Annotated in this window: 18 protein-coding genes and 1 pseudogene; 3 read left to right on the forward strand and 16 right to left on the reverse strand. The window is 32.9% G+C overall.

The features are described from left to right. The 4 genes and pseudogenes from QZZ53_RS11675 to QZZ53_RS11690 form a co-directional block, all read right to left on the reverse strand. A pseudogene (locus QZZ53_RS11675) lies at positions 1-97 on the reverse strand (GTP-binding protein); the annotation flags it as partial. Positions 98-320: 223 nt separating this feature from the next. Next, positions 321-749 carry a DUF4268 domain-containing protein gene (locus tag QZZ53_RS11680; RefSeq protein WP_296384831.1) on the reverse strand — a complete coding sequence of 143 codons (429 nt, stop codon included), beginning with the start codon at positions 747-749 and terminating at the stop codon, positions 321-323. After that, positions 750-1,424 carry a ZIP family metal transporter gene (locus QZZ53_RS11685; RefSeq protein ID WP_296384833.1) on the reverse strand — a complete coding sequence of 225 codons (675 nt, stop codon included), beginning with the start codon at positions 1,422-1,424 and terminating at the stop codon, positions 750-752. 9 nt (positions 1,425-1,433) lie between these two features. Continuing rightward, positions 1,434-2,165 (reverse strand): class I SAM-dependent methyltransferase, encoded by a 732-nt coding sequence (locus QZZ53_RS11690; protein ID WP_296384836.1) that lies wholly within the window; start codon positions 2,163-2,165, stop codon positions 1,434-1,436. Positions 2,166-2,220: 55 nt separating this feature from the next. Here QZZ53_RS11690 and QZZ53_RS11695 point away from each other — a divergent pair, with 55 nt between their 5' ends. Next, positions 2,221-3,384 (forward strand): THUMP domain-containing protein, encoded by a 1,164-nt coding sequence (locus tag QZZ53_RS11695; RefSeq protein WP_296384838.1) that lies wholly within the window; start codon positions 2,221-2,223, stop codon positions 3,382-3,384. Here QZZ53_RS11695 and QZZ53_RS11700 read toward each other — a convergent pair. The 12 genes from QZZ53_RS11700 to QZZ53_RS11755 form a co-directional block, all read right to left on the reverse strand. After that, positions 3,381-3,950 carry a DUF4136 domain-containing protein gene (locus QZZ53_RS11700; protein WP_296384840.1) on the reverse strand — a complete coding sequence of 190 codons (570 nt, stop codon included), beginning with the start codon at positions 3,948-3,950 and terminating at the stop codon, positions 3,381-3,383. The genes QZZ53_RS11695 and QZZ53_RS11700 overlap by 4 nt on opposite strands. An 88-nt stretch (positions 3,951-4,038) precedes the next feature. Continuing rightward, positions 4,039-4,515: a hypothetical protein gene (locus QZZ53_RS11705; protein ID WP_296384842.1), complete on the reverse strand. Its 477-nt coding sequence runs from the start codon at positions 4,513-4,515 to the stop codon at positions 4,039-4,041. A gap of 72 nt (positions 4,516-4,587) precedes the next feature. Next, positions 4,588-6,018 (reverse strand): hypothetical protein, encoded by a 1,431-nt coding sequence (locus QZZ53_RS11710; RefSeq protein WP_296384843.1) that lies wholly within the window; start codon positions 6,016-6,018, stop codon positions 4,588-4,590. Positions 6,019-6,106: 88 nt separating this feature from the next. Then, the gene (locus QZZ53_RS11715) at positions 6,107-7,717 is read right to left on the reverse strand and encodes a class I SAM-dependent methyltransferase (protein WP_296384844.1); all 1,611 of its coding nucleotides are present in this window, start codon (positions 7,715-7,717) and stop codon (positions 6,107-6,109) included. A gap of 126 nt (positions 7,718-7,843) precedes the next feature. After that, entirely contained in the window at positions 7,844-8,671 is an 828-nt protein-coding gene (ppk2, locus tag QZZ53_RS11720; protein ID WP_296384846.1) for a polyphosphate kinase 2, read from the reverse strand. After that, complete coding sequence (ppk2, locus tag QZZ53_RS11725) at positions 8,671-9,525, reverse strand: polyphosphate kinase 2 (RefSeq protein ID WP_296384848.1); 855 nt, start codon at positions 9,523-9,525, stop codon at positions 8,671-8,673. The genes ppk2 (QZZ53_RS11720) and ppk2 (QZZ53_RS11725) overlap by 1 nt, the downstream gene beginning before the upstream one ends. A 126-nt stretch (positions 9,526-9,651) precedes the next feature. Continuing rightward, a complete protein-coding gene (locus tag QZZ53_RS11730; protein ID WP_296384850.1) occupies positions 9,652-12,063 on the reverse strand; it encodes an alpha-ketoacid dehydrogenase subunit alpha/beta in 2,412 nt (803 codons plus the stop codon). A gap of 152 nt (positions 12,064-12,215) precedes the next feature. Continuing rightward, a complete protein-coding gene (locus QZZ53_RS11735) occupies positions 12,216-15,056 on the reverse strand; it encodes a metalloprotease (protein ID WP_296384852.1) in 2,841 nt (946 codons plus the stop codon). Next, positions 15,053-16,348, reverse strand: a complete 1,296-nt coding sequence (locus QZZ53_RS11740; protein ID WP_296384854.1) for a T9SS type A sorting domain-containing protein — start codon at positions 16,346-16,348, stop codon at positions 15,053-15,055. The genes QZZ53_RS11735 and QZZ53_RS11740 overlap by 4 nt, the downstream gene beginning before the upstream one ends. 11 nt (positions 16,349-16,359) lie before the next feature. Continuing rightward, complete coding sequence (locus tag QZZ53_RS11745; RefSeq protein ID WP_296384855.1) at positions 16,360-17,046, reverse strand: TIGR00730 family Rossman fold protein; 687 nt, start codon at positions 17,044-17,046, stop codon at positions 16,360-16,362. Positions 17,047-17,127: 81 nt separating this feature from the next. Then, a complete protein-coding gene (uvrA, locus tag QZZ53_RS11750) occupies positions 17,128-19,956 on the reverse strand; it encodes an excinuclease ABC subunit UvrA (RefSeq protein ID WP_296384857.1) in 2,829 nt (942 codons plus the stop codon). 173 nt (positions 19,957-20,129) lie between these two features. Further along, positions 20,130-20,474: a hypothetical protein gene (locus QZZ53_RS11755; RefSeq protein ID WP_296384859.1), complete on the reverse strand. Its 345-nt coding sequence runs from the start codon at positions 20,472-20,474 to the stop codon at positions 20,130-20,132. Positions 20,475-20,704: 230 nt separating this feature from the next. On the opposite strand from QZZ53_RS11755, the gene QZZ53_RS11760 reads away from it, so the two are divergent. Then, entirely contained in the window at positions 20,705-22,186 is a 1,482-nt protein-coding gene (locus QZZ53_RS11760) for an N-6 DNA methylase (RefSeq protein WP_296384862.1), read from the forward strand. Further along, positions 22,183-22,469, forward strand: a 287-nt coding sequence (locus QZZ53_RS11765; protein WP_296384864.1) for a hypothetical protein, incomplete at its 3' end; no start/stop codon positions are given. The genes QZZ53_RS11760 and QZZ53_RS11765, both read left to right, overlap by 4 nt.

Below are 22,469 nucleotides of genomic sequence, written 5' to 3' on the forward strand. Positions count from 1 at the left end.
GTCCTGGAGTATCAGCAATAATAAATTTACGTTTTGATGTGGAAAAATATCGGTATGCCACATCTATTGTAATTCCCTGTTCTCTTTCTGCTTTAAGCAAATACTCAAATTGTATCTGACCCTCGCCCTACAATCATTCATAAGGGAGAAATGACTTTCGGGATCTGTTGTTTGAGAGTATCGCGCTTTCTAATTAACGGCAACATTGTTCCGTTTTCTGATTTTTAAGTTTGAACTTAACTAAGTATTGAAGTATAACAATACTTATTATACTAAATTTTTTACAAAAAAACAAATTTTCACTTCTTTTAGAAGCAAAATCATCCTTTTATCATATCACGATATTCCTCAAAAAAAGCTTCGAATAAGAACATGTTTGTATTAAGGAATTCCATGACATCTCTCCAAGAGTTTTTGTTGTGTATGGATACTTTTTGTTCTAAAGGTAGGTAGATGCGCGAGATTTCTTTGCCATTATCTAAATAGTATTCTTCTTCGTATATAACATCTGATAAGTAATCGTTGTTTAGAATGTTTTTTAATGCAACTAGCTTTTCCCAGCAGTTAATTCGGTTTTCGAGATTGTCTTCTAAATCTAATGCGATTAAAGCAGATTTGGTATCGAAATGAAATTTAAAAGAGACTCCTTTTATTTTAGTATCGTACAAGATCCATTTTCTTGGAAAGGATTTTCCGAAACTGGTCCAAAATTCTTGTCTTAGTATGCGACTTTCTTCTTTTGAAAACATTTAAATAAAATACGCAATTAAAATGCCTAAACAAATTGCAACTAGCTTCGATAAATTGAATTTATGACCTTCACCAGTTTCAAACAGAATGGTTGTAGAAATATGAAAAAAGATACCTATCACAATGGCATTTATGACATCTACATAATCAGCGACAAAGCTTGTGTTATTAGAAATAAATGTTCCTAACGGTGTCATAGCTGCAAATACAAATAAGAAGCTTGCAATCTGTAATTTAGTATAACTAGATTGTAATAAAAATGCGGTTATTAATGCTGCAATTGGAATTTTATGAATCAACACTCCATAAACCATATCATTGTGTTGATGAATAGGGAAACCTTCTAAAAAACTATGAATACATAAGCTTATAAACAGTAACCAAGGAAATGTAGTGTCTTCTTTATGAATGTGCACATGACCATGTTCTGCACCTTTAGAGAAAAATTCTAATATAATTTGAAGCAGAATACCACACATTATAAACAAACCTGTTTGTTTTGCTTCTAAATGATGATAAACTTCTGGCAATAAATCAAACAGAGTGAGTGCTAATAAAAATGCACCACTAAATGATAAGAGTAGCTTAGTGCCAATAGATTTTTGCTTTTTCGTTAAGAAAGCAATGATAACACCAATTATAATAGCATATATAGGAAATAAGTACTTATTCATGCGTGCAATTTACTTAAAAATCATAATCAAACGTTCTGATGTTTTAGAATGGTATGGATGCAGTTTATAATCGCCAAAAACATCTAATAAATAAACACCAGCTTTTTCAAATAGTGCCTGAAAATCTTCTAATGTAAATGCTTTAACACGTTCTTGAAATTCATAATGCTCACCATCAGCTTCAAAACTAATGTCTTTTACAATATAACCATTCTTAATACTTCGCTTCTGATGGAAGTCAATACCTTCAACCGTTTTTACGTTTTCTTCAACTAGATTTTCAATGATATAATTGACATTCATAAAGTCAATAACTCCAAATCCGAATTCGTTTAATTCAGATTTAATGGATTTAATAGTTTCAAGATTACATTCTTCATCTTCAAAATAACCAAAACTTGTAAAGAGATTAAAAACGGCATCAAACGTATCAGGATATGCTTTACTCATATCGTGTACATCAAATTTTAGTGTTTCATTTTTAAACTGTTTAGCATGTATAATGCTTTGTTCAGACAAATCAACTCCAGTAATATTATAACCAAGTGTATTAAGATAAACAGAGTGTCTACCTTTGCCACATGCTAAATCTAAGATTTTACCACCTACAGGAATGTTAAGGTAGTTCGTCAAATTATCCATAAACCCTTGGGCTTCTGAATAATCTCTGTCTTTATATAAAATATGGTAGTAAGGTGTGTCAAACCAAGATGCATACCATTGTTTTGTTGATTTAGTCATAATGTTAAATGTCCTGCAAAAATACTGTATTTTTGCATTCTATTTGACGTAGCACATGGACAATAATTTCACGATGGTAGCCAAAACTTTATTTGGCTTCGAAGATATTTTAGCAAAAGAACTTACACAACTTGGAGCAATACGCGTAGATAAAGGTGTGCGAAATGTGAGTTTTGAAGGTGATAAGGGATTTATGTATAAAGCCAACCTTGGCATACGTACAGCTATAAAAATACTAAAACCGATTAAATCTTTTAGAGTGACTAGAGAAGATGATCTTTATAAGAACGTCAAAAACATGAAGTGGGAAAACTATCTTAAAGCAACTGGTTCTCTAGCTGTTGATGCTACTGTACATAATAGTGTGTTTACGCATTCGCAATACACTGCTTTAAAGACTAAAGATGCAATTGTAGATCGTTTTAGAGATATTGATGGAACACGACCAGATGTAGATTTACGTTTCCCAGATTTAAAGATTAATGTGCATATAGATCGTCAACGTTGTACGATTTCTCTTGATACGTCTGGAGAATCATTACACAGACGTGGTTATAAAACAGCAACTAACATTGCACCAATTAACGAAGTGCTTGCCGCAGGACTAATTATGATGAGTGGTTGGGATGGACAAACTGACTTTATGGATCCAATGTGTGGTAGTGGAACTATGTTAGCAGAAGCTGCTATGATTGCTTGTAATATTCCACCAAACTTAATGAGAAAAGAGTTTGCTTTTGAGCGTTGGAACGATTGGGATGTGGAATTATTCGAAAAGATTGAAGAATCCTTATTGAAGAAGACACGAGACTTTCATCATAAAATAATGGGTTACGATAAGTCTCCTTCTGCTATAGCTAAGGCAAAAGAAAATATTAAGAATGCACATTTAGATGAGTTTGTTCATATTCAGCATGAAGATTTCTTTAAAACACAAAAATCTGGAAGCGATAAATTGCATATGGTTTTTAATCCTCCTTATGGAGAGCGTTTAGAAAATTTGAATGTTGAAGAATTCTATGGAAATATTGGTACAACGCTTAAACATGGTTATGCGAATACTAATGCTTGGTTAATTACGTCTAACCTCGAAGCTTTAAAGTTTGTAGGTTTGCGTCCTTCTCGTAAGATAAAAGTCTTTAATGCCAAATTAGAAGCACGTTTAGTAAAGTACGAAATGTACGAAGGTAGTAAGAAGGCTAAAAAGCAAAACACTTAAAATTCTTTAGAATCATCAGGATTCCGTCCAACTTGAGTTTTTGGATATGTAGCAAATAAGTTTTTAACTAAGTCATTAATATAAGGCTGAAGCTTCTTTTTTGATTTATTTAAGTCACATAGTATTGAGGCATGCCATAAGACTTTATTTGTGTTAAAATCGGCAACGTAGACTATTAATGATTCCTGCTCATAGGTTTCTTCATGTATTTTACAATTTTCCCAATATTCTAAATCTTTAGAATGTTCACAGTTTTTAAATTGTGCAGTTTCTTCACTTATAAGTAATCTAAAACCTGCTTGTAATTGTGGTTCAAAAACATTTGTACTATGTGCTTTGTTTTCCATTTCAATAGCTACTGCATCACCTATGATTTGTCGAATAGCCTCATTGTCTAGTTTCGGATAATTAAGATGTTCTACAAAGAAATCATCTACACACAGTACATAAGTGTCGTATTGATTAAAATCGACATCTAGATTATAATCATATACAACTTCGCTAGTAGCAGCGCAGTTAAAAAGTAGTAGAAACAATAAACCTGAAATAACTAAATAAACTTTCATAACTCAAGGATTTAGAATGTTACTAAAGTTCAGAAATAACAGTGTAAAATACTATGACATTTGTCAATTTTAGAAAATATAATAACTATTACCTTTCTAGATCATCGAGCTGAAGATTATAATCGTATTGCAAATCTTCGTGCAATACGCTAATCTTTTTCTTAATAGAGAGTATTTGTCGTTCGTATAGATTGCTTAATGTTGTGTTTCTATGAATTGAAGGTTTTAATTCGTTTATACGTTCGCAAAAATAGAGTAGGAGTTCCACTTCTGTAGACTTCTTTAGAGAATAACGACTATAGACTCTGATTTGTCTAAGAATTTTTCTAATTGTTTTTTTCATATAGAAATAGCTATCTGAGTTGATGCTTTCGAATAATTCATCTAATGTCGTTTTTACGCTAGTAATATAACCGTCCTCATCATGAGATTCGAATAGTAAGTAGGTGAGTAGTGCTTTATTTTCTTTTTTAAACTTTCCTAAGCGCAGGCATAATTCTAAAAGCTCTTCTTGAGACAAGTGCTTAAGTTCCTTTTTTATGGTAACTATAGATTCTATTTGCATGCTCTAAATTTAGTGCTAAAAAATAAAGAAGGCAAAAATGCCTTCTTTATAATTATCTATATGTTGTGAATACTAATTATTACAATACTCATCAGCAATTTGCTTTAAGTTGTCTAGGTTACTTAAATCGAATTCACCATTTTTAATATCTTCAGCTAAGCTTTTGCAGTTAGAAATGTACTTGGCTAATTTTCCTGAAACTTTACCATTCTTTCTGCTATCAATCATAAATCCTTCTTTTTTGTCAGAAAACTTTAAAACATAAGTACCTTCTTCACCTGGCTTAGATAAAACCATATGGTCATTTTTTTTATAAATGATTTCATAGAAATAAGAGTTGTCAAAACCAAAGTTTGAAGCATTAGATAGCTTTTTAAGAGCATTCCCTTTTGTTTTCATACCCATAAAACACTTCTCTGTTCCTTTATCATCTGCGCAAAATCTCGCATTATCTTTGGCTGAAAACTTTTTGATACGTTCTCTATTCTTTTCGTTTTTGTATTTGATACTTACAAATTTCCCGAATTTGTCAATAGAATTCATCTCCGACATACCACTTTGCTGTTGAGCAGGATCTATTTCAAGCTTTTCGAAAATTGCATAAACTGTTCCTTTATATGATTTACCATCTTTATCAGTAATTGAACCGTCAACACCATAAAGATTAATGCTGTTTTCTTTTGCAACTTTAACACGTTCCTTATGCAATCTTGCTTTATAGGCTTTGGCTTCATGTTGTAGTTGGTAACCTCTTCCTAATAATTCTTCAACAAATATTTGGGCAAAGGATCTAGAGAAGCGACCTGTCATCATAGTACGAGATCCATAATCGAATTTAAATTCTTCGTCTGTATATGTAGTTGCATCCACATCTGTACATGTAGAACAGCCTTTTGCAGTACCTACAGTTATACGATCTAAGTCTTGTACAGTATATGTGTTTTGAGAATAGTAAACTTTACCAGCGATTTTTGTTCCTCTAGATCCACCAAATAGAATGGTGCCATCATCTTTAACAAAGGGATCATATTTGCCAACAGTTTTTTGTCTTTCTGCTTCATCTGTTTTTGCTGACACTACTGCTTTAGCATATTTATCGCTTAAGACTTCGCGTTCTACAGCAAAGAATTCTTCGACTTTAGCCATATCAATCCCATTAGTAGTAATGAGTTCGTGTTTTTCGCTTAATAGTTTTATAATGAGTTTAGTGACACTAAAAGAGGTCATTAAAACTTCATACGGAACTTCAGTTGTTTTGCCTTTTACAGAAGTTAGTTCTAGCCATTGAAATCCTTCTAAGTTAGATGCTGACATTCCTTTAAAAACAACATCAAAGGCTCTTTCTCCTTTTAATGTTGAAAATTTGTAGTTGTTTCTAACATCGTCATCTACTTTTGCAACAGCTGTACCATCGAAAGTAACAACTCCTTTTTTTACTTTAATTTTTTGTCCAAAACTTAATAGCGGAAGGGTTATTAATAAGGCAAGAATAATTCTTTTCATATTTTTAATTATTGATTTAGATTGCTATTCTGAAATATGTTCAGATACAAACAGCATACGAAAATACAATAATTAAGCCATAGTGATTTTATTTTGATCCTTTTAGAAGATTAATGCTTACTGTTGCTAGTTCGCTATTAGGAAACTTTGCAAAGTGATTGTCATCTGGTAGTAATCTGGCTTTAGTTGCTGTAGCTCTAAAGACATCAACCTCTAAGATGTATTGATCACTGTAGCCATGAGTCGCATCGTATGCTGTCGCTGCAGTTTTCCCTAGATTGTTAGCCGTTAGTTTTGGGTTTATAGTATGTAACTCTATAATTAACAAACCGAATTTTTCAACATAAGGTTTCCATTTTTGCAAGTGCTCTAGAAGAGAAGCTTCAACATCATTATTACTTAAACGCTTGCCTTTGTATGTGTAAGCTCCCGAAGACTTACTGATGAAATCATAGTTTTGTTCTGGTGCTGCCCAAATACGATTATGATCTAAAAATGTACGAACGTTTAGTAAATCGTTTAATTCTATATTATAATCGTCCTTTAAATCAGTAGCTAAAAGGTCTGGTCGTCCTATATCTCCCCAAATTACTTTGGCCCAAATATCTGCTTTAATAAGGTTAGCTCTTGTTACTTTTAAAGCCGCTTTGTTAAAATCTGCACCAACCAATAAAAGAGGATGTTCGTCTAATAACTTACCACGTAAGGTTTGCTGATCTATAACATTAAAAATATGCTCTATAAATGCACCATTGCCACAGCCCATATCTAATATACCTTTTGGTTGCTCGTCTATTGGTCTGTTAAATAAATCGATTATAACTTTATCAATAACTTTAAAATATGTTGCGTGTGCACCTCCGCTTCCCCAAACATTCATTTCGCGATGTACGTGTTTTTCTGTATCGTTAGAAGATTCCGTTTTTAAAACTAATGGGTTCCCAAAGATAAGCTCATCTAATTGTAAAAACGTTGGGATATAAGATACTGTAACACCATAAGCACTAGCACGCTTAGCAAAGAACAAGCCTTTGTCTGTAAATTGATAAGTGTTTTTCTTTTTCTTAAACCATCCTAAATGAGATAAAAAATCAAGTATTTTTTTAAAGCTTTCAGGATTTTTATGGTACTCTTCAGCCGTGAAGGAAGCTTCCATAAAATATTTATGAAATAATCCGTTAACTCCCAATAATACTATTATTGGTCCTGCAATAACTCCTTCAATATGTTTTAAGATTTGAGATTCTATTGAATTCTCATTAGAAACATCTAAGCTAAAATTGGATTCAAATTTTTTAAATATTCGCTCTAATGCTATAAATGCATCTGTGCTAATTGTTTTTTCGTCAGCGAAACGATCAGAGTATTTTAAAAGATTTACGGCATCTTCGTAGAGGTGAGCTAGTTTAAATGCTGTGCTTGAGTTTTTATTTGTAACATAAGATATAGTATTTGTTTTGTTATCTAATTGTTGGTCTAGCCATCCTTGAGAACAAAGCACACGAAGCGCTACATTTAAATAACCTTCGTTTGCACTAAATTTATCAACCAAATCTTTTAATTCAACCTTTTTATTGGTTAGCACATAATCTAGGATGTTGTTTTTATGAAGTGCATATGTAGAAGTTGAAGTCGCAATACCATCTAAATGTCTAAAAATGGTGCTTCTTAGCTTAGATTTATCTGATTTAGTGAGCATGTTGGATTGATTTAGACTTAAAGATAAAAAAACCATCATTAAATGATGGTTTTAGAGTAAAAAGGATGGTTTAATATTTCATTCCATAAACTAATAGAACTTAAAATTAGTCAAACTACAATTGTTTTATTCATTTAAAATAGTACGTAATGACTTATGGCGAATGCGTTCTAAATCCTTAGTTTCATAAGGAATAGATTTTAAAATATATTCAAAAGCGGCTATTCTAGCACTTGTTTTTCGGTTGGCTTTAATAATTTTCCAAGGAGCAGCATCTTGAGTGTTTTCGAACATAGTTTCCTTGTATTTGGTATATTCATCCCACAATGTAAGTGCCTTTTTATCTACTTCACTATATTTCCATTTCTTTATAGGTGTGCTAACAATATCTTTAAAACGGCGTTCTTGTTCTTTTTTAGTAATTGAAAAATAGAGTTTTAGTAAATAAATACCTGAGTCTTGTATCATTTTTTCAAACTCATTGACTTGGCTCATAAAGACATCATATTCTCTCTTTGTGCAAAATTCATTAACAGGCTCTACTACAGCTCTATTATACCAACTCCTGTCAAAAAACACAATTTCCCCATTATTTGGTAAGCGATTAATATAACGTTGAAAATACCATTGACCCATTTCAGTTTCATTTGGTTTGGGTAGTGCAACAACACGAATAGCACGAGGTGGTAAATGCTGAATGATTCGTCTTATGGCTCCACCTTTTCCTGCAGCATCACGTCCTTCAAAAAGAATAATCACCTTTTTGTTGTTTTTTGCAACCCATTGTTGAAGAATAAGCATTTCTTCTTGAAGTTTCTCTAGGCGCTTTTCATACTTAACATTACTAATAGTTTTATTAATATTTAGGTTTTTTTGTCGCAAAAGTGCTTCAATTCCTTTTTTTGTATTAATAATATGTAAACTTTTTTCTGTCATTGTTGAAGTTGATTTCATTATTGGTCGAGTTGAACGGTGTTTCTAAAGTAACGTTGAACGATGTTGGGATCAGGCAAGAGAGCTTTGCAATTATTCCCTTTGTTGTCATAATCAAAAAGACTTAAAACATACTTAATGCTTTCTAATCGTGCACGTTGTTTATCATTAGATTTAATGACTACCCATGGACTAAATGCGTTGTGAGTTCTCGAAAACATCTGATTTTTGTATATCGTAAAGTCATCCCATAATTCTTGACCTTTTTCATCTACAGGACTGAATTTCCACTTTTTAAGTGCATTTTTTAATCGTTTTTCAAAACGACGCTGTTGTTCTTCTTTCGATACAGAGAACCAAAACTTAATAATTGTGGTGCCAGATTCGTATAACATATGTTCAAACTCAGGAACCTGAATCATGAATCGATTGTATTGTTCTTTAGAACAAAAACCCATAACAGGCTCTACAACTGCTCTGTTGTACCAACTTCTGTCAAAAAAAACAATTTCTCCTGCATTAGGTAGTTCTTTTATATACCTGTTAAAGTACCATTGATTTTTTTCAATTTCTGTCGGTTTATTTAAGGCAACTATGCGCCTAGCTCTAGGATTTAGATGTTCTGTAAAGCGTTTTATAGTACCACCTTTACCTGAGGCATCTCTACCTTCAAAGATGATAGCAATTTTTTTATTCTCTTTCTGTACCCAACGTTGAAAATCTACAAGTTCTGCTTGTAATGGTAGTAATTCTTGTTCATAGGCATGTTTTTCTAATGCAGACTGAAAAGTTGGATTGCTATCCTTGTTTTTTTCAAGATAATTAACCAAATCTGCTTTCTTTTTAAATGTACTTAGAATGTCTTTTGTTAGCATATATTATTAGTTAGTTGTTGACTATCAAAGCTAAAAAGATCTCAATAGTTATTACATGACAAATATCATGCAATAAAAAAGACCTTCTCTAAGTTTTTAGGAAGGTCTTTTTTATGATAATATCTACTATCTCAGTTTTGGGAAGTCCATTGGACTTAATTCATGCATAACCTCATAAATCGCTTCAAAAATGTCTTCAACAGAAGGTTTTGAGAAATAATCTCCATCAGTACCATAGGCAGGTCTGTGAGGTTTTGCCGCTAATGTTTTTGGCTGGCTATCTAAATACTGAAATCCGTTCTGTTTGTTTATTATTTCATTAAGAATATAAGCAGAAGCACCACCTTCAATATCTTCGTCAATAACCATGACGCGATTTGTTTTGGCAATACTTTTTACGATATCGTGATTTAAATCAAAAGGTAATAAGGATTGTACATCAATAATTTCTGCATCAATGCCAACTGTTTGTAATTCTTTAGCAGCTTGCTCCACTAATCTTAGTGTTGAGCCATAAGAGACTATAGTAATATCGTCTCCTTCTCTAACAGTTTCTACAACTCCAATTGGAGTTCTAAATTCTCCAATATTATTTGGTAATTTTTCTTTAAGTCTATAACCGTTTAAGCATTCTACGACTAATGCAGGCTCATCACTCTCTAGTAAGGTGTTGTAAAAACCAGCAGCTTTAGTCATGTTTCTTGGAACAAGCACGTGAATTCCTCTAATAAGATTTAAAATACCTCCCATTTGAGAGCCAGAATGCCATATACCTTCTAATCGATGACCTCGTGTTCTTACAATTAAAGGTGCTTTTTGACGACCCTTAGTTCTATATTGAACTGTAGCCAAATCATCACTCATTATTTGAAGCGCGTACATTACATAATCTAAATACTGGATTTCTGCAATTGGTCTTAGACCTCTTAATGCCATTCCGATACCTTGACCTATAATAGTAGCTTCTCTAATACCTGTATCAGAAACTCTGAGCTCACCATATTTCTCTTGCAGACCTTCTAAACCTTGGTTAACATCACCAATATAACCAGCATCTTCACCAAAAATTAAAGCTTCAGGATAGTTGCTAAAAATAGCATCAAAATTTTCTCTTAAAACGACACGTCCATCGACTTCATTAGAATCAGAATCGTATGTTGGTAAAACTTCGGATTGGTTTAAAGCATTTAAGCTAGATTCACTGTGTAAATGAGAACTGTATTTTGGTTGTATGGTTGCTAAATAATTAGTTATCCAATTTTGAAGAATTACTTTATCTGAAGATTCTTCAGAAACTACATAGCGTAATGCTTTACGTGTTGCAGAAAGAATATCTCTACGCAAAGGTTCATCTATCTCTGCTAAATCATTTTTTAGTTTTTTAATAAATACACCATTAGAACTAGTTGATGCTAATTTGTCTAAAAGGTTTATGGCTTCACTACGCTCAGTTAAAACAGGTTTTATAAATGAGGACCATGCCGCTTTTTTGCCATCTCTAACAGTTTTCTTTATTCCTCTTTCTAGTGCATTTAATTCTTCATCTGTAGCAATATTATTGCTAATCATCCAACTACGCATTTGTACGTTACAATCGTATTCCGATTCCCAAGCTAATCGATCTTGGTCTTTATAGCGCTCATGAGATCCCGAAGTAGAATGCCCTTGTGGTTGTGTTAATTCGTTGACATGAATCATCACAGGAATATGTTCTTTTCTAGAAACTTGTGCTGCACGTTGATATGTGTCTATAAGCTCAGGGTAATTCCAACCATTTACTCTAAATATTTCGTAACCTTTATGATTCTTATCACGTTGAAACCCTTTTAAGATTTCAGATATATTTTCCTTTGTAGTTTGATGTCTTGCGTGTACTGAGATTCCGTATTCATCATCCCAAACACTAATTACCATTGGGACTTGTAAAACACCTGCTGCGTTAATAGTTTCAAAAAACAGACCTTCACTTGTACTTGCGTTACCAATAGTTCCCCAAGCAATTTCATTGCCTTTTATAGAAAAATTGGTAGTATCAATACCATCAACATTTCTATATATTTTTGATGCTTGTGCTAATCCTAATAATCTTGGCATTTGGCCAGCAGTAGGAGAGATGTCTGAACTTGAGTTTTTTTGTTGGGTTAAGTTTTTCCAATGTCCATGTTCATCTAAGCTATGCGTCGTAAAGTGTCCTCCCATTTGGCGACCAGCAGACATAGGCTCTTCCTTTAAATCGGTGTTTCCATATAAACCAGCAAAAAACTGTTCTATAGTAAGTTCTCCAATTGCCATCATAAAGGTCTGGTCTCTGTAGTAACCAGATCTAAAATCACCATTTTCAAAAGCTTTTGCCCAAGCAATTTGTGGAATTTCTTTCCCATCTCCAAAAATGCCAAACTTTGCTTTACCAGTTAAAACTTCCCTACGACCAAGTAAACTACATTCTCGACTAGTAACGGCAAGTTTATAGTCATTTAAAACTTCTGCTTTAAAATCTTCAAATGTAATTTCTGTTTTGGTGTTAGGATTTGGCTTCATAGGTCGATTTTAAGTCTTGCAAATTTAATGATTTTAACAATCGTGTGCAATAGTATGAAACGTTATAATATTGAAATATTATCAAAAAATCGAGTTAAAATCTATTAATTACATAAAATAAACTTAAATATTAACATTTTGATAAGAATTTGTTAATACCATTTGCGCCTAAAAAGACCTAAAAGAACTTGAGGATCTACAGTGAACATAAAACGTATACGTTGGTCATAATTGGGTTGTCCAATTTCCCAACCAAGATTTGAGTAGATAGGTAGGTAAATTTCGAAATAATCTTCTACGAGATTAAGCCTAATACCTGAGTCGTAAACAAATTTAGCAGAATCAAATTTACTTTTTACTAAGCCAACATCTCCATAGGCTTGTATGTATCTCCAGATAGAAGTGCTAAAGTTTGCCGTGGTCATCCATTGATTGGCAAATGGTGTTTCTAATTGAGATTTAAAACCACCTTCAGCAATTATTATTTGCTGACTGAATAAACCAGCAGCTTCTGAGCGCCCTAAGTAGTTTAAATCGAATAAGTAGTCTGTAGGTCTATCTAAAGCGAAACTAAAATAGTCTGACGTTGGGTCTGTGTTATTGTCTAAAAAGAATCCTGCAAAAAATCTTAAGTTAACATTTCTATTGCCCTTTGTTAACTTTCTAAATTCATAATTTATAGAAAGCTTACTAAAACGATCTGCAATTTGAAAATCTGTATTGAATTTAGAAAAATTGATTCTTCCTGGATTTGAATGTGTGTATCTTAAGTTGAAAACACCGTAGTCTGGCTCATCTAATTCTATAATAGCGTTTTCGCCAATATCTCTATTGATGCTTATGTATCTGGCTGTAATTCGATCTAACTTGTTAGATCTAAAATCGTCATCATCCCTAAACGTGAATGATATTGAAGGTCTTATTCTAGTAAAAAATGCGTCTTCAGCAAAAGATTGATAGCCTGCAACAATTCCGTAAGTAATGTTGAATAAATTTTTATTTTCAATATTATGTGTGTAAAACACAGAAGTAGAACCTGTTATAGATTTAGATTTAGTAGCGTATTGAGGGGAGAATTTGTAGTTGAATCGTTTTCTAAGAATGGTTTTGTTATACACCTTTGCACCCAAGGTAAATCCATCATAAATGTTTTTGAATTCTACTAATGGCATAAAGAAAATCTGATTATAATCAGGATCTTCAACATCCTTAAAGAGTCTAAATTGTAACGGTTTGTTCTTCAAAAAAGAACCTTTAAGAGATTTGTAGTTGTCTCTTTGGTTAAATTCTGGCACAACATTATCATAGTCTAAAACAAACTTTTCAGTACTATCCTTTGGTAAGGTAATCGTTTTGGTGTCTTTTATGTTTTCTATCCATAATTTACCTATAACGGAATCTTTGTTCAGTTTAAAAAGTGAAATAGGCATACTATTATCTCTTTTGTTTCTTATGGTAAGTCTAATAGAGTCTTCAGTTGTTTCTATGCCTTTAATTTTGAAATCAATTTTCTTTCTTGTGTTTATGTAATCTGTAAAAAACCAATCAATATTTTTAGTTGTTTTGGACTTAATAAAAGATTCAAAATCATTAATACTTATAGCTTTTAGTTTATTACTCTGAAGAAACTCTGTTATACTTTCTCTCAATGTAATATCATCTGCAAATTGATCTAAGTAGTTTAAACCAATACCAGCCTTATATTTTCCTGCAATATTGGCGTTAAATTTTGTAAGTGAATCCTTTGATTTGGTTAGAGGCTGGTCTCTGTTTTTTCTCGCAACTTCCATAGAGTATAAGAAATACTGAAAATTGAAATCTAAATCTGCTGCATGAAAAGCTCTAATTCCCCATACATCTGCAAGAGTTCCTAATAGTTTCATGTCTGGGTAATTCTCTTCAACATATTTTATTAAAAAATAAATCTGAAGTCCTTCACTTAGCCAATGTTCTTTTCTAGGATTAAGTAATAGAATATTATCAATGTACTTTTTTAAAGATGTTTTAAGTAGCTTTAATTCGTATTGAAAATCATCAGGAAAAGGACGAAAAAAATCGGGTAATTGATTTAATCCATAGAGAGGATTTTTATTGTAATCAATATTAGATACTAATAACTGCTTATGAGGATAATCACCTAGATTCTGTGTTAAAAACTGCGTTATTTTATCTGTTAATATGGCTTTATCTGGCCCAGGAAATCCTTTTTCGTTAATGTTAGAAATTACAATAAAATCATCAGTTTGTACAAAACCGAATTGAGGAAATTTATTTAGAGATAAGTAGGTGTCTATTCTGTCCTTACCATATATAGATGTTACTTGTGTTCTACTTTTATTATCAGGGTTTAAGGCAATAATATCTAGCTCTGAAGTGACTCTATAGTTTAGAGGGTGTGTAATATTTATGATAATATCAGACTTTGGAACAAATAAATCGTCTAAGTCTTTATTACTATAGTAATTCCATTTTCCGTCATATACTGTAGGTGTGATGTACCAATATTTAAGCTCAAAGTCTTTACTTTTTGTAATGCCATAACCTGTAAATGTAGCATCAGCAATAAGAAGAATGTATTCTAGGCTTAGATTATAAGATTCACCAGGCTGTAAAGGCGTTTTTAAAATAACTTTTATAACATCTGGGTGCTCTTTTAGGCTGTTGTGTTCTAATTGTTGATTTGCTTTATCTTTGATTGAAGTTACAAGCGTGTAGCCGCGTTGTTCACTTTTAGCCAAATGGAATTTAGTACTAAACTCTTCCTCAAATCTTTTGGCAAGTGGTGTTTCTTTGGTTGAGTAACTATTATTCCAATCGTTTAAATAAATTTCGCTTAGCGTATCGTCAGTTTCGTTTTTGTAAATTATAGTCTGAGATATAGAGATAGTTTTAGTTTCTACATCTACAATAGCATTGATATCCATTCTATTCTGAGAAGCTAATGCATCACAAAAAAGTAGAAAGATAAGTGATATGAATAGTTTTCTAATCAATTAGAAATTATGAATTTAAGTGGTTTTATATTTTGATTTGGAATCCTTAAAAAGTATAATCCATTTGATAAACCTGAAACATCAAATTGTTGTTTGTAATTTGAGTTTGTTCGTAATGTTTTTACCTTTTGACCAATACTATTATAGATTTCGATATGTTCAACTTCTAGTTTAAATGAATTAATGTAAATAGTTAATTCATTGTTCACCACATTTTTTTCTAAACTAAAATAGACAACAGTATCAACATCATCTATACTAAGTAAAGTTGCATCAGTTTCTAAAGACAATGTAACAGGAAGGTGGTCACTAAAATTGTGTAAGGCATCTCTAACTGCAAATGAAAATTGTGATCCAGGTACGGCACAATCCGATGAATTTATAGCTCTATTATAACAGCTTGTTAAACCATTATTTCCATAGACTTGATATGAATCTGGCACATAAGTTAAGTCAGCCGTATTTATCATAGTCTCCGAAGTAAGTATAAAATCAAAACGATCATCAAAACCTCCTGTACTACCTCCTAATCCATTTTGTGTGCGTGTGGATTGGGTAAATACATCGGCATAATTGGTATTGTTGTTCCAACTGCCTACACGATTTGCAGGATCTACAAAAGTAATGTTATTAGTAATATCTAATAATTTTTGAAAAGCTGGTTCTGATGCTCTATATACATTCAAGTCACCAGCTAAAAGTACATTTGTATTCGCTGGAAGTGTGCTTAAATAATTGTCTAAATGTACAACCATTTGATAACGACGCTCCGCATTCACTGTACCACTCGACGCTTTAAGGTGGCAAACAACAACGTAAAACTCAATAGGATTAGTGTTTTGGTCTGTAGTGTTTAGCTTAAGTTTATAAACATTAAAATCTCTTAATCCCGTTAGTACAATAATTTCTTCCTCTATTATGAATTTTGTGCTATCATAATAAAGCAAATTCTGTAAGTCATTCTGATTGCCAGCAGTATCATCTGATGTATTAGAGGTGTAGGTGGCCATCTCAAAATTGGTGTTGATGGCTGTTTTTGTAATGTTTAAAACATTGTTAGCACCAGTAATATTATTCAATTCGCAAACTAAAAACAAGTCTGGCTGATAGTCTGAAAGAATAAATTCCAAGTCGTCTTCGCGATTGGCAACAGCCGTTTCGAGAGGATAATTGAGCAAATTATAGAACATCACTTTAAATGTCTCTTGTGCAGAAACATTTAAAATAGTCAATAAGCTAATTACTAAAAAACCTAGTATTTTCTTCTTCATAGCATCGAACAAGTTCTTCAAAAACGGGTTTTTTAAAAGTTTGGACTAAATCCAGATTCTTTATAAAAAGCATTAAGGATATCTATAACCTCGTCAGCTGAATCTACAAGGTGTATTAAATCTAAATCTTTTGCGCTAATGTTACCAGCGTCAAGAAGTGTGGTTTTTACCCAATCCATTAAACCTCCCCAAAATTCTGTACCAACTAAAATAATTGGAAAGACTTCAATTTTGTGGGTTTGTATCAATGTAATCGCTTCAAATAACTCGTCTAAAGTTCCGAAACCACCTGGCATTACGACGAAACCTTGAGAGTATTTTACAAACATAACCTTGCGAACAAAGAAATAATCAAAGTCTAAGCTCTTATCGCCATCGATGTAAGGATTGTCGTGTTGTTCAAAAGGTAATTCAATATTTAAACCTACAGAAGTTCCGCCAGCTATATGTGCACCTTTATTACCAGCTTCCATAATACCTGGTCCACCTCCTGTGATAACTCCATAGCCATGATCTACAATTTTAGTAGCTACTTCTTCTGCTAACTTGTAAAATTTGTGATCTGGTTTTGTTCTGGCTGAACCAAAGATAGAGACACAAGGACCAATTTTACTTAGTTTCTCATAGCCATTTACAAACTCTCCCATGATTTTAAAAATCGCCCAAGAATCGTTTGTTTTTATTTCATTCCAACCTTTATGTTTTTTTTCTTCTCTCATATATCAATGTCTTATTTTAGTATTGCAAACCTGCTAATATAATTATTTTTGTTTCTTGCAGACAATTGTAGCAATATATTATTAATTCAATTCTTTTTTCAAAAATTTAGCTGTATAGCTCATTTTATCCTTTATAATTTGTTCTGGCGTTCCTTTAGCAACTACATTTCCTCCACCTTTTCCGCCTTCATAACCTATGTCTATGATGTAGTCAACGGTTTTTATAACATCTAAGTTGTGTTCTATAATTAAAACCGTGTTGCCTTTGTCTGCTAGCTTATTTAGAACCTTCATTAAGACTCTAATATCTTCAAAATGCAAACCTGTAGTAGGTTCGTCTAAAATATAGAAGGTATTACCTGTATCTCTTTTACTTAACTCTGTAGCTAGTTTAATACGCTGCGCTTCACCACCAGAAAGTGTAGTACTTTGTTGTCCCAGTGTAATATAACCTAAGCCGACATCTTTTATTGTTTTTAATTTACGGTGAATTTTAGGAATGTGTTCAAAGAAATTTACAGCATCTTCGATAGTCATATTCAAGACATCGCTAATAGACTTTCCTTTATATCTAATTTCTAATGTTTCACGATTAAAACGTTTCCCTTGGCAGGTTTCACACTCCACATAAACGTCTGGTAAAAAGTTCATCTCAATAACACGCAAACCACCTCCTTGGCAAGTTTCGCAACGTCCTCCTTTGACGTTAAAACTAAAGCGACCTGGTTTATAACCACGAATTAGCGCTTCAGGAATCTTAGCAAATAGACTTCTAATTTCGTCAAAAGTCTTTGTGTAAGTAGCAGGATTACTACGAGGAGTTCTTCCTATTGGTGATTGGTTTATATCTATAACTTTATCAGCATGTTCTAAGCCTTTAATGCTTTTATAAGGCATTGGTTTTTTAACTCCATTGAAATAGTATGCATTAAGAATAGGGTAGAGGGTTTCATTGATTAAGGTAGATTTCCCACTTCCTGAAACACCAGTTACTCCAATCATTTTCCCTAGAGGAATTTCAATGTCAACATTTTTTAGGTTGTTACCAGTACAGCCTTTTAAGACTATTTTTTTGCCGTTACCTTTTCGTCGCTTTTTAGGAACTTCAATTTCTTTTTCACCATTAAGGTAAGCTGCAGTTAGTGTATGCTCTTTTAATAGTTCTTTTGGTGTACCTTGGCTAATAATTTCTCCACCATGCTTTCCTGCAAATGGACCAATATCTATCACATGGTCAGCGCGCTCAATCATATCCTTATCGTGCTCAACTACAATAACTGAATTCCCTACATCTCTAAGAGAAGACAAGGAGTTAATGAGTTTTTCGTTATCGCGTTGATGTAAACCAATACTTGGTTCATCTAATATATATAGCACTCCAACGAGTTGTGATCCTATCTGTGTTGCTAAACGAATACGTTGTGCTTCACCACCAGATAAGGATTTAGAGCTTCTATTTAGTGATAAATACGTCAATCCAACATCCAACAAGAACTGAACTCTATTTCTAATTTCCTTTATAATTTCTTCTGCTATTTGTTGTTGGGTATTAGATAAACGCTTGGTTAAACCGTCTAACCATTCACCAAGCTCAACAATGTCCATTTTTACTAGCTCTGCAATATTCTTTCCGTCAACTTTAAAGTATAATGACTCTTTGCGCAGTCTAGAACCGTCGCAGACAGGACATTCTACGTTGTCCATATATTCTTTTGCCCAACGTACTAGAGATGTTGAGTTAGATTTATATTGACTTTCAATAAAATTAGCAACACCTTCAAAATCGATGTTGTAATCTCTAGCAACACCAAGTAGTTTGCTTTCTACAGTAAATTTATCTTTTCCACCATAAAGGATGACTTGTTTAGCGTCTTCAGGAATATCTGCCCAAGCATCACCTAATGAAAACTCAAAGCGTTGTGCAATGATATCAAATTGTTTGAAAATCCAGCTTTTCTTTTGAGGTCCATGAGGTGCTAAAGCACCATTTTTTATAGATAAGGATTCATCCGGAACTAATTTCTTATCGTTTACAACATACAATTCACCAATACCATTACAGTTCTGACATGCACCTTTTGGTGAGTTAAATGAAAAGTTATTAGGTTCTGGATTTGGGTACGATATCCCAGATGAAGGACACATTAAATTACGACTAAAATAACGCGGTTCATTAGTGTCTTGGTCAATAACTAGTAATACATCATCTCCATGATACATAGCAGTGTTAATGGATTCCATGAGTCGTTTTTCGTTATCCTTAGATTCGTCAATTTTTAGGCGATCAATAACGATTTCTATATCGTGCGTTTTGTAACGATCGAGTTTCATGCCTTTTTCAAGGTCAACAATATCACCATCTGTTCTCACTTTTACAAACCCTTGCTTTGCAATTTGCTCAAACAATTCGCGATAATGCCCTTTACGAGAACGCACTACAGGAGATAACATGTTAATGCGTTTCCCTTTATAAGATTCTAAGATTAAATCCTTGATTTGCTCATCGCTGTAGCTTACCATTTTTTCGCCAGTTTCGTAACTGTAAGCATCAGCTGCTCTAGCAAATAATAAGCGTAAGAAATCGTAAATCTCTGTGATTGTACCAACGGTAGAACGTGGAGATTTACTTGTGGTTTTTTGCTCTATGGCAATAACAGGAGATAAGCCATCAATTTTATCGACATCTGGTCGCTCTAAACTTCCTAAAAATTGACGTGCGTAAGCAGAAAATGTTTCTATATAACGACGTTGACCTTCTGCATAAATCGTATCAAAAGCCAATGATGATTTTCCACTACCAGAAAGCCCAGTAATAACTACTAGTTTCTCTCTAGGTATGGTAACATCAATGTTTTTAAGGTTATGTACTCGCGCACCTTTTACTTCAATAGAATCGTCGAATTTTGTCATAGAATAGCAAAGTTGCAAAGGTACAATTTTTACGGTCATTGCGAGGAAGAATGACGAAGCAATCTGTCTCTAGTTGAGCCTAAATTAAATCGTAATGTTTTTGCTCTAAAGATTCAATAAAAAAGTGCCTTAAATTTTCTAGGCACTTTTTATTTATTGTATATGTTTCCTATTTAAGGAACAACAGTAATTTCTTTGGCTTCAATGGCTTTATCATAATTGACTTTTACTTTAGCTAAATAACCGAAAAATTTACTACCATCTTTTTTCTTTAGAATAACATACGTTGATCCATTATCTTTTGTAATAACTTCATCAATAACAACAGTATTTCCATAAACACTTTTATAATTGGCTACTTTTCCGCGTTTTATTAAAATGTTTGGTTTTGGGAATTTTATATAGGTATAAGTATGCATTTCATTGATGACAAGTTCGTCACCAACTGTTGCTACACTTTGAGCACTAAGCGTAAAATAGAATCCTAAAAATAATAGAGTAATAAATAATTTTTTCATAATTACAGTTATTTAAACGAGAATACTGCAAAATTATTAAGTTTTTAGATACTGCTGAAAGAATCCTGCAATTATTTGAAAGCCTTTGCAGACCAATGACTTTTAATTTATACTATAATATGACAAAAATCACTTTGAAGTATTAACGCTTTTTATATCTTTAACTATTCCCTTAATTAATTACAGCGACTCATTTTTGAGGCGCTTTATTTATGTAATAAACTGAATACATGTTCGAACAAACATTTAAAAATATAGACGACCTGCTTTACAAAGATTCTGGAGCAGATAGTGAATTAGATTACATAGGACAAACCTCTTGGGTTATGTTCTTACGCTACTTGGACGAATTAGAACAAGACAAAGCAGACGAAGCTGAATTAAAAGGAGAAGAATACAACTTCATTTTAGATAAAGAATATCGTTGGCCAAATTGGGCAATGCCAAAAGGTGCTGACGGAAAATTAGACCATCATGTAGCCTTAACTGGACCAGATTTGGTTCAATTTGTAGATGGTAAGTTGTTTCCTTATCTCGCAAAGTTTAAGCAAGAAGCAGACTCTGCAAATACCATTGAATACAAGATTGGAGAAATATTTTCTGAACTAAAAAACAAAATCCAAAGCGGTTACAATCTTCGTGAGATTTTAGAATATGCAGACGAATTGCCTTTCCGAGCTTCAACGGACAAACATGAGTTAAGCCACTTGTACGAAAGCAAGATTAAGAACATGGGAAATGCAGGTCGTAATGGTGGACAATATTACACACCAAGACCGCTTATTCGTGCTATGATAAATGTAATTAACCCACATATTGGCGAAAAGATTTATGATGGTGCAGCAGGTTCTTGTGGTTTCTTATGCGAAGCATACGAATACATGTATGAACGCATGGAAAAAACAACCGATAATCTTAAAACCTTACAAGAAGAAACACTTTACGGAAAAGAAAAAAAGAATTTAGCGTATGTGATTGGAATTATGAATATGATTCTTCACGGAATTGAAGCACCAAATATTATACACACTAATACATTAGGAGAAAATATACGCGACATACAAGAGAAAAATCGTTACCATGTTATTTTAGCAAATCCACCATTTGGAGGAAAAGAACGACCAGAAGTACAACAGAATTTTGACATAAAAACAGGAGAAACTGCTTTCTTGTTTATGCAACATTTTATAAAGAGTTTAAAAACAGGTGGTCGTGCAGCTATTGTGATTAAAAACACTGTGTTGAGTAATACAGATAATGCTTCTGTGGCATTGCGCAAACTCTTATTAGAAGGCTCTAACCTACACACCATTTTAGATTTACCAGGAGGAACCTTTACAGGAGCAGGCGTTAAAACGGTTGTCTTGTTTTTCCAAAAAGGAGAACCTACCAAAAAGATTTGGTACTACCAATTAGACCCAGGACGAAACATGGGAAAAACTAATCCTTTAAATGATAAGGATATGGAAGAGTTCGTTGAATTACAAAAGTATGTCACCTCGAGCGCAGTCGAGAGGTCTCGTTTAGAAACCGAAAAATCATGGATTCTAAATGTAATTGATTTAGATGAAGACACCTTTGACCTTTCACCTAAAAACCCAAATACACCAGAGGAAGAACCTTTGCGAAGTCCTGAAGTTATTTTAGCTGAAATGGGAAGGTTGGATACTGAAACCAATACGATTCTTCAATCTATTAAAGAGTTGATATGAAAGAAGGTTGGGAAGTAAAAAAACTAGGAGTAGTTTCAAATGTTCAAAGAGGACTTACATATAGTAGGAAGGACACGGTTGATATTTCTAAAAATATTGTCTTGAGGGCAACAAACATAAAGCTAGAAAGTAGTTCCTTAAATTTTAACGAATTAAAATATTTAAGAGAGGATTTTGAAATAAAAGATATATACAAATTAAAAGTAGGGTCTTTATTAATCTGTTTCTCAAGCGGAAGTAAAAATCACTTGGGAAAGGTAGCTATGGTCGAAAAACCTTATAC

The organism is Winogradskyella sp. (assembly GCF_016744625.1).
In the GTDB taxonomy this organism is placed as follows: Bacteria; Bacteroidota; Bacteroidia; order Flavobacteriales; family Flavobacteriaceae; genus Winogradskyella.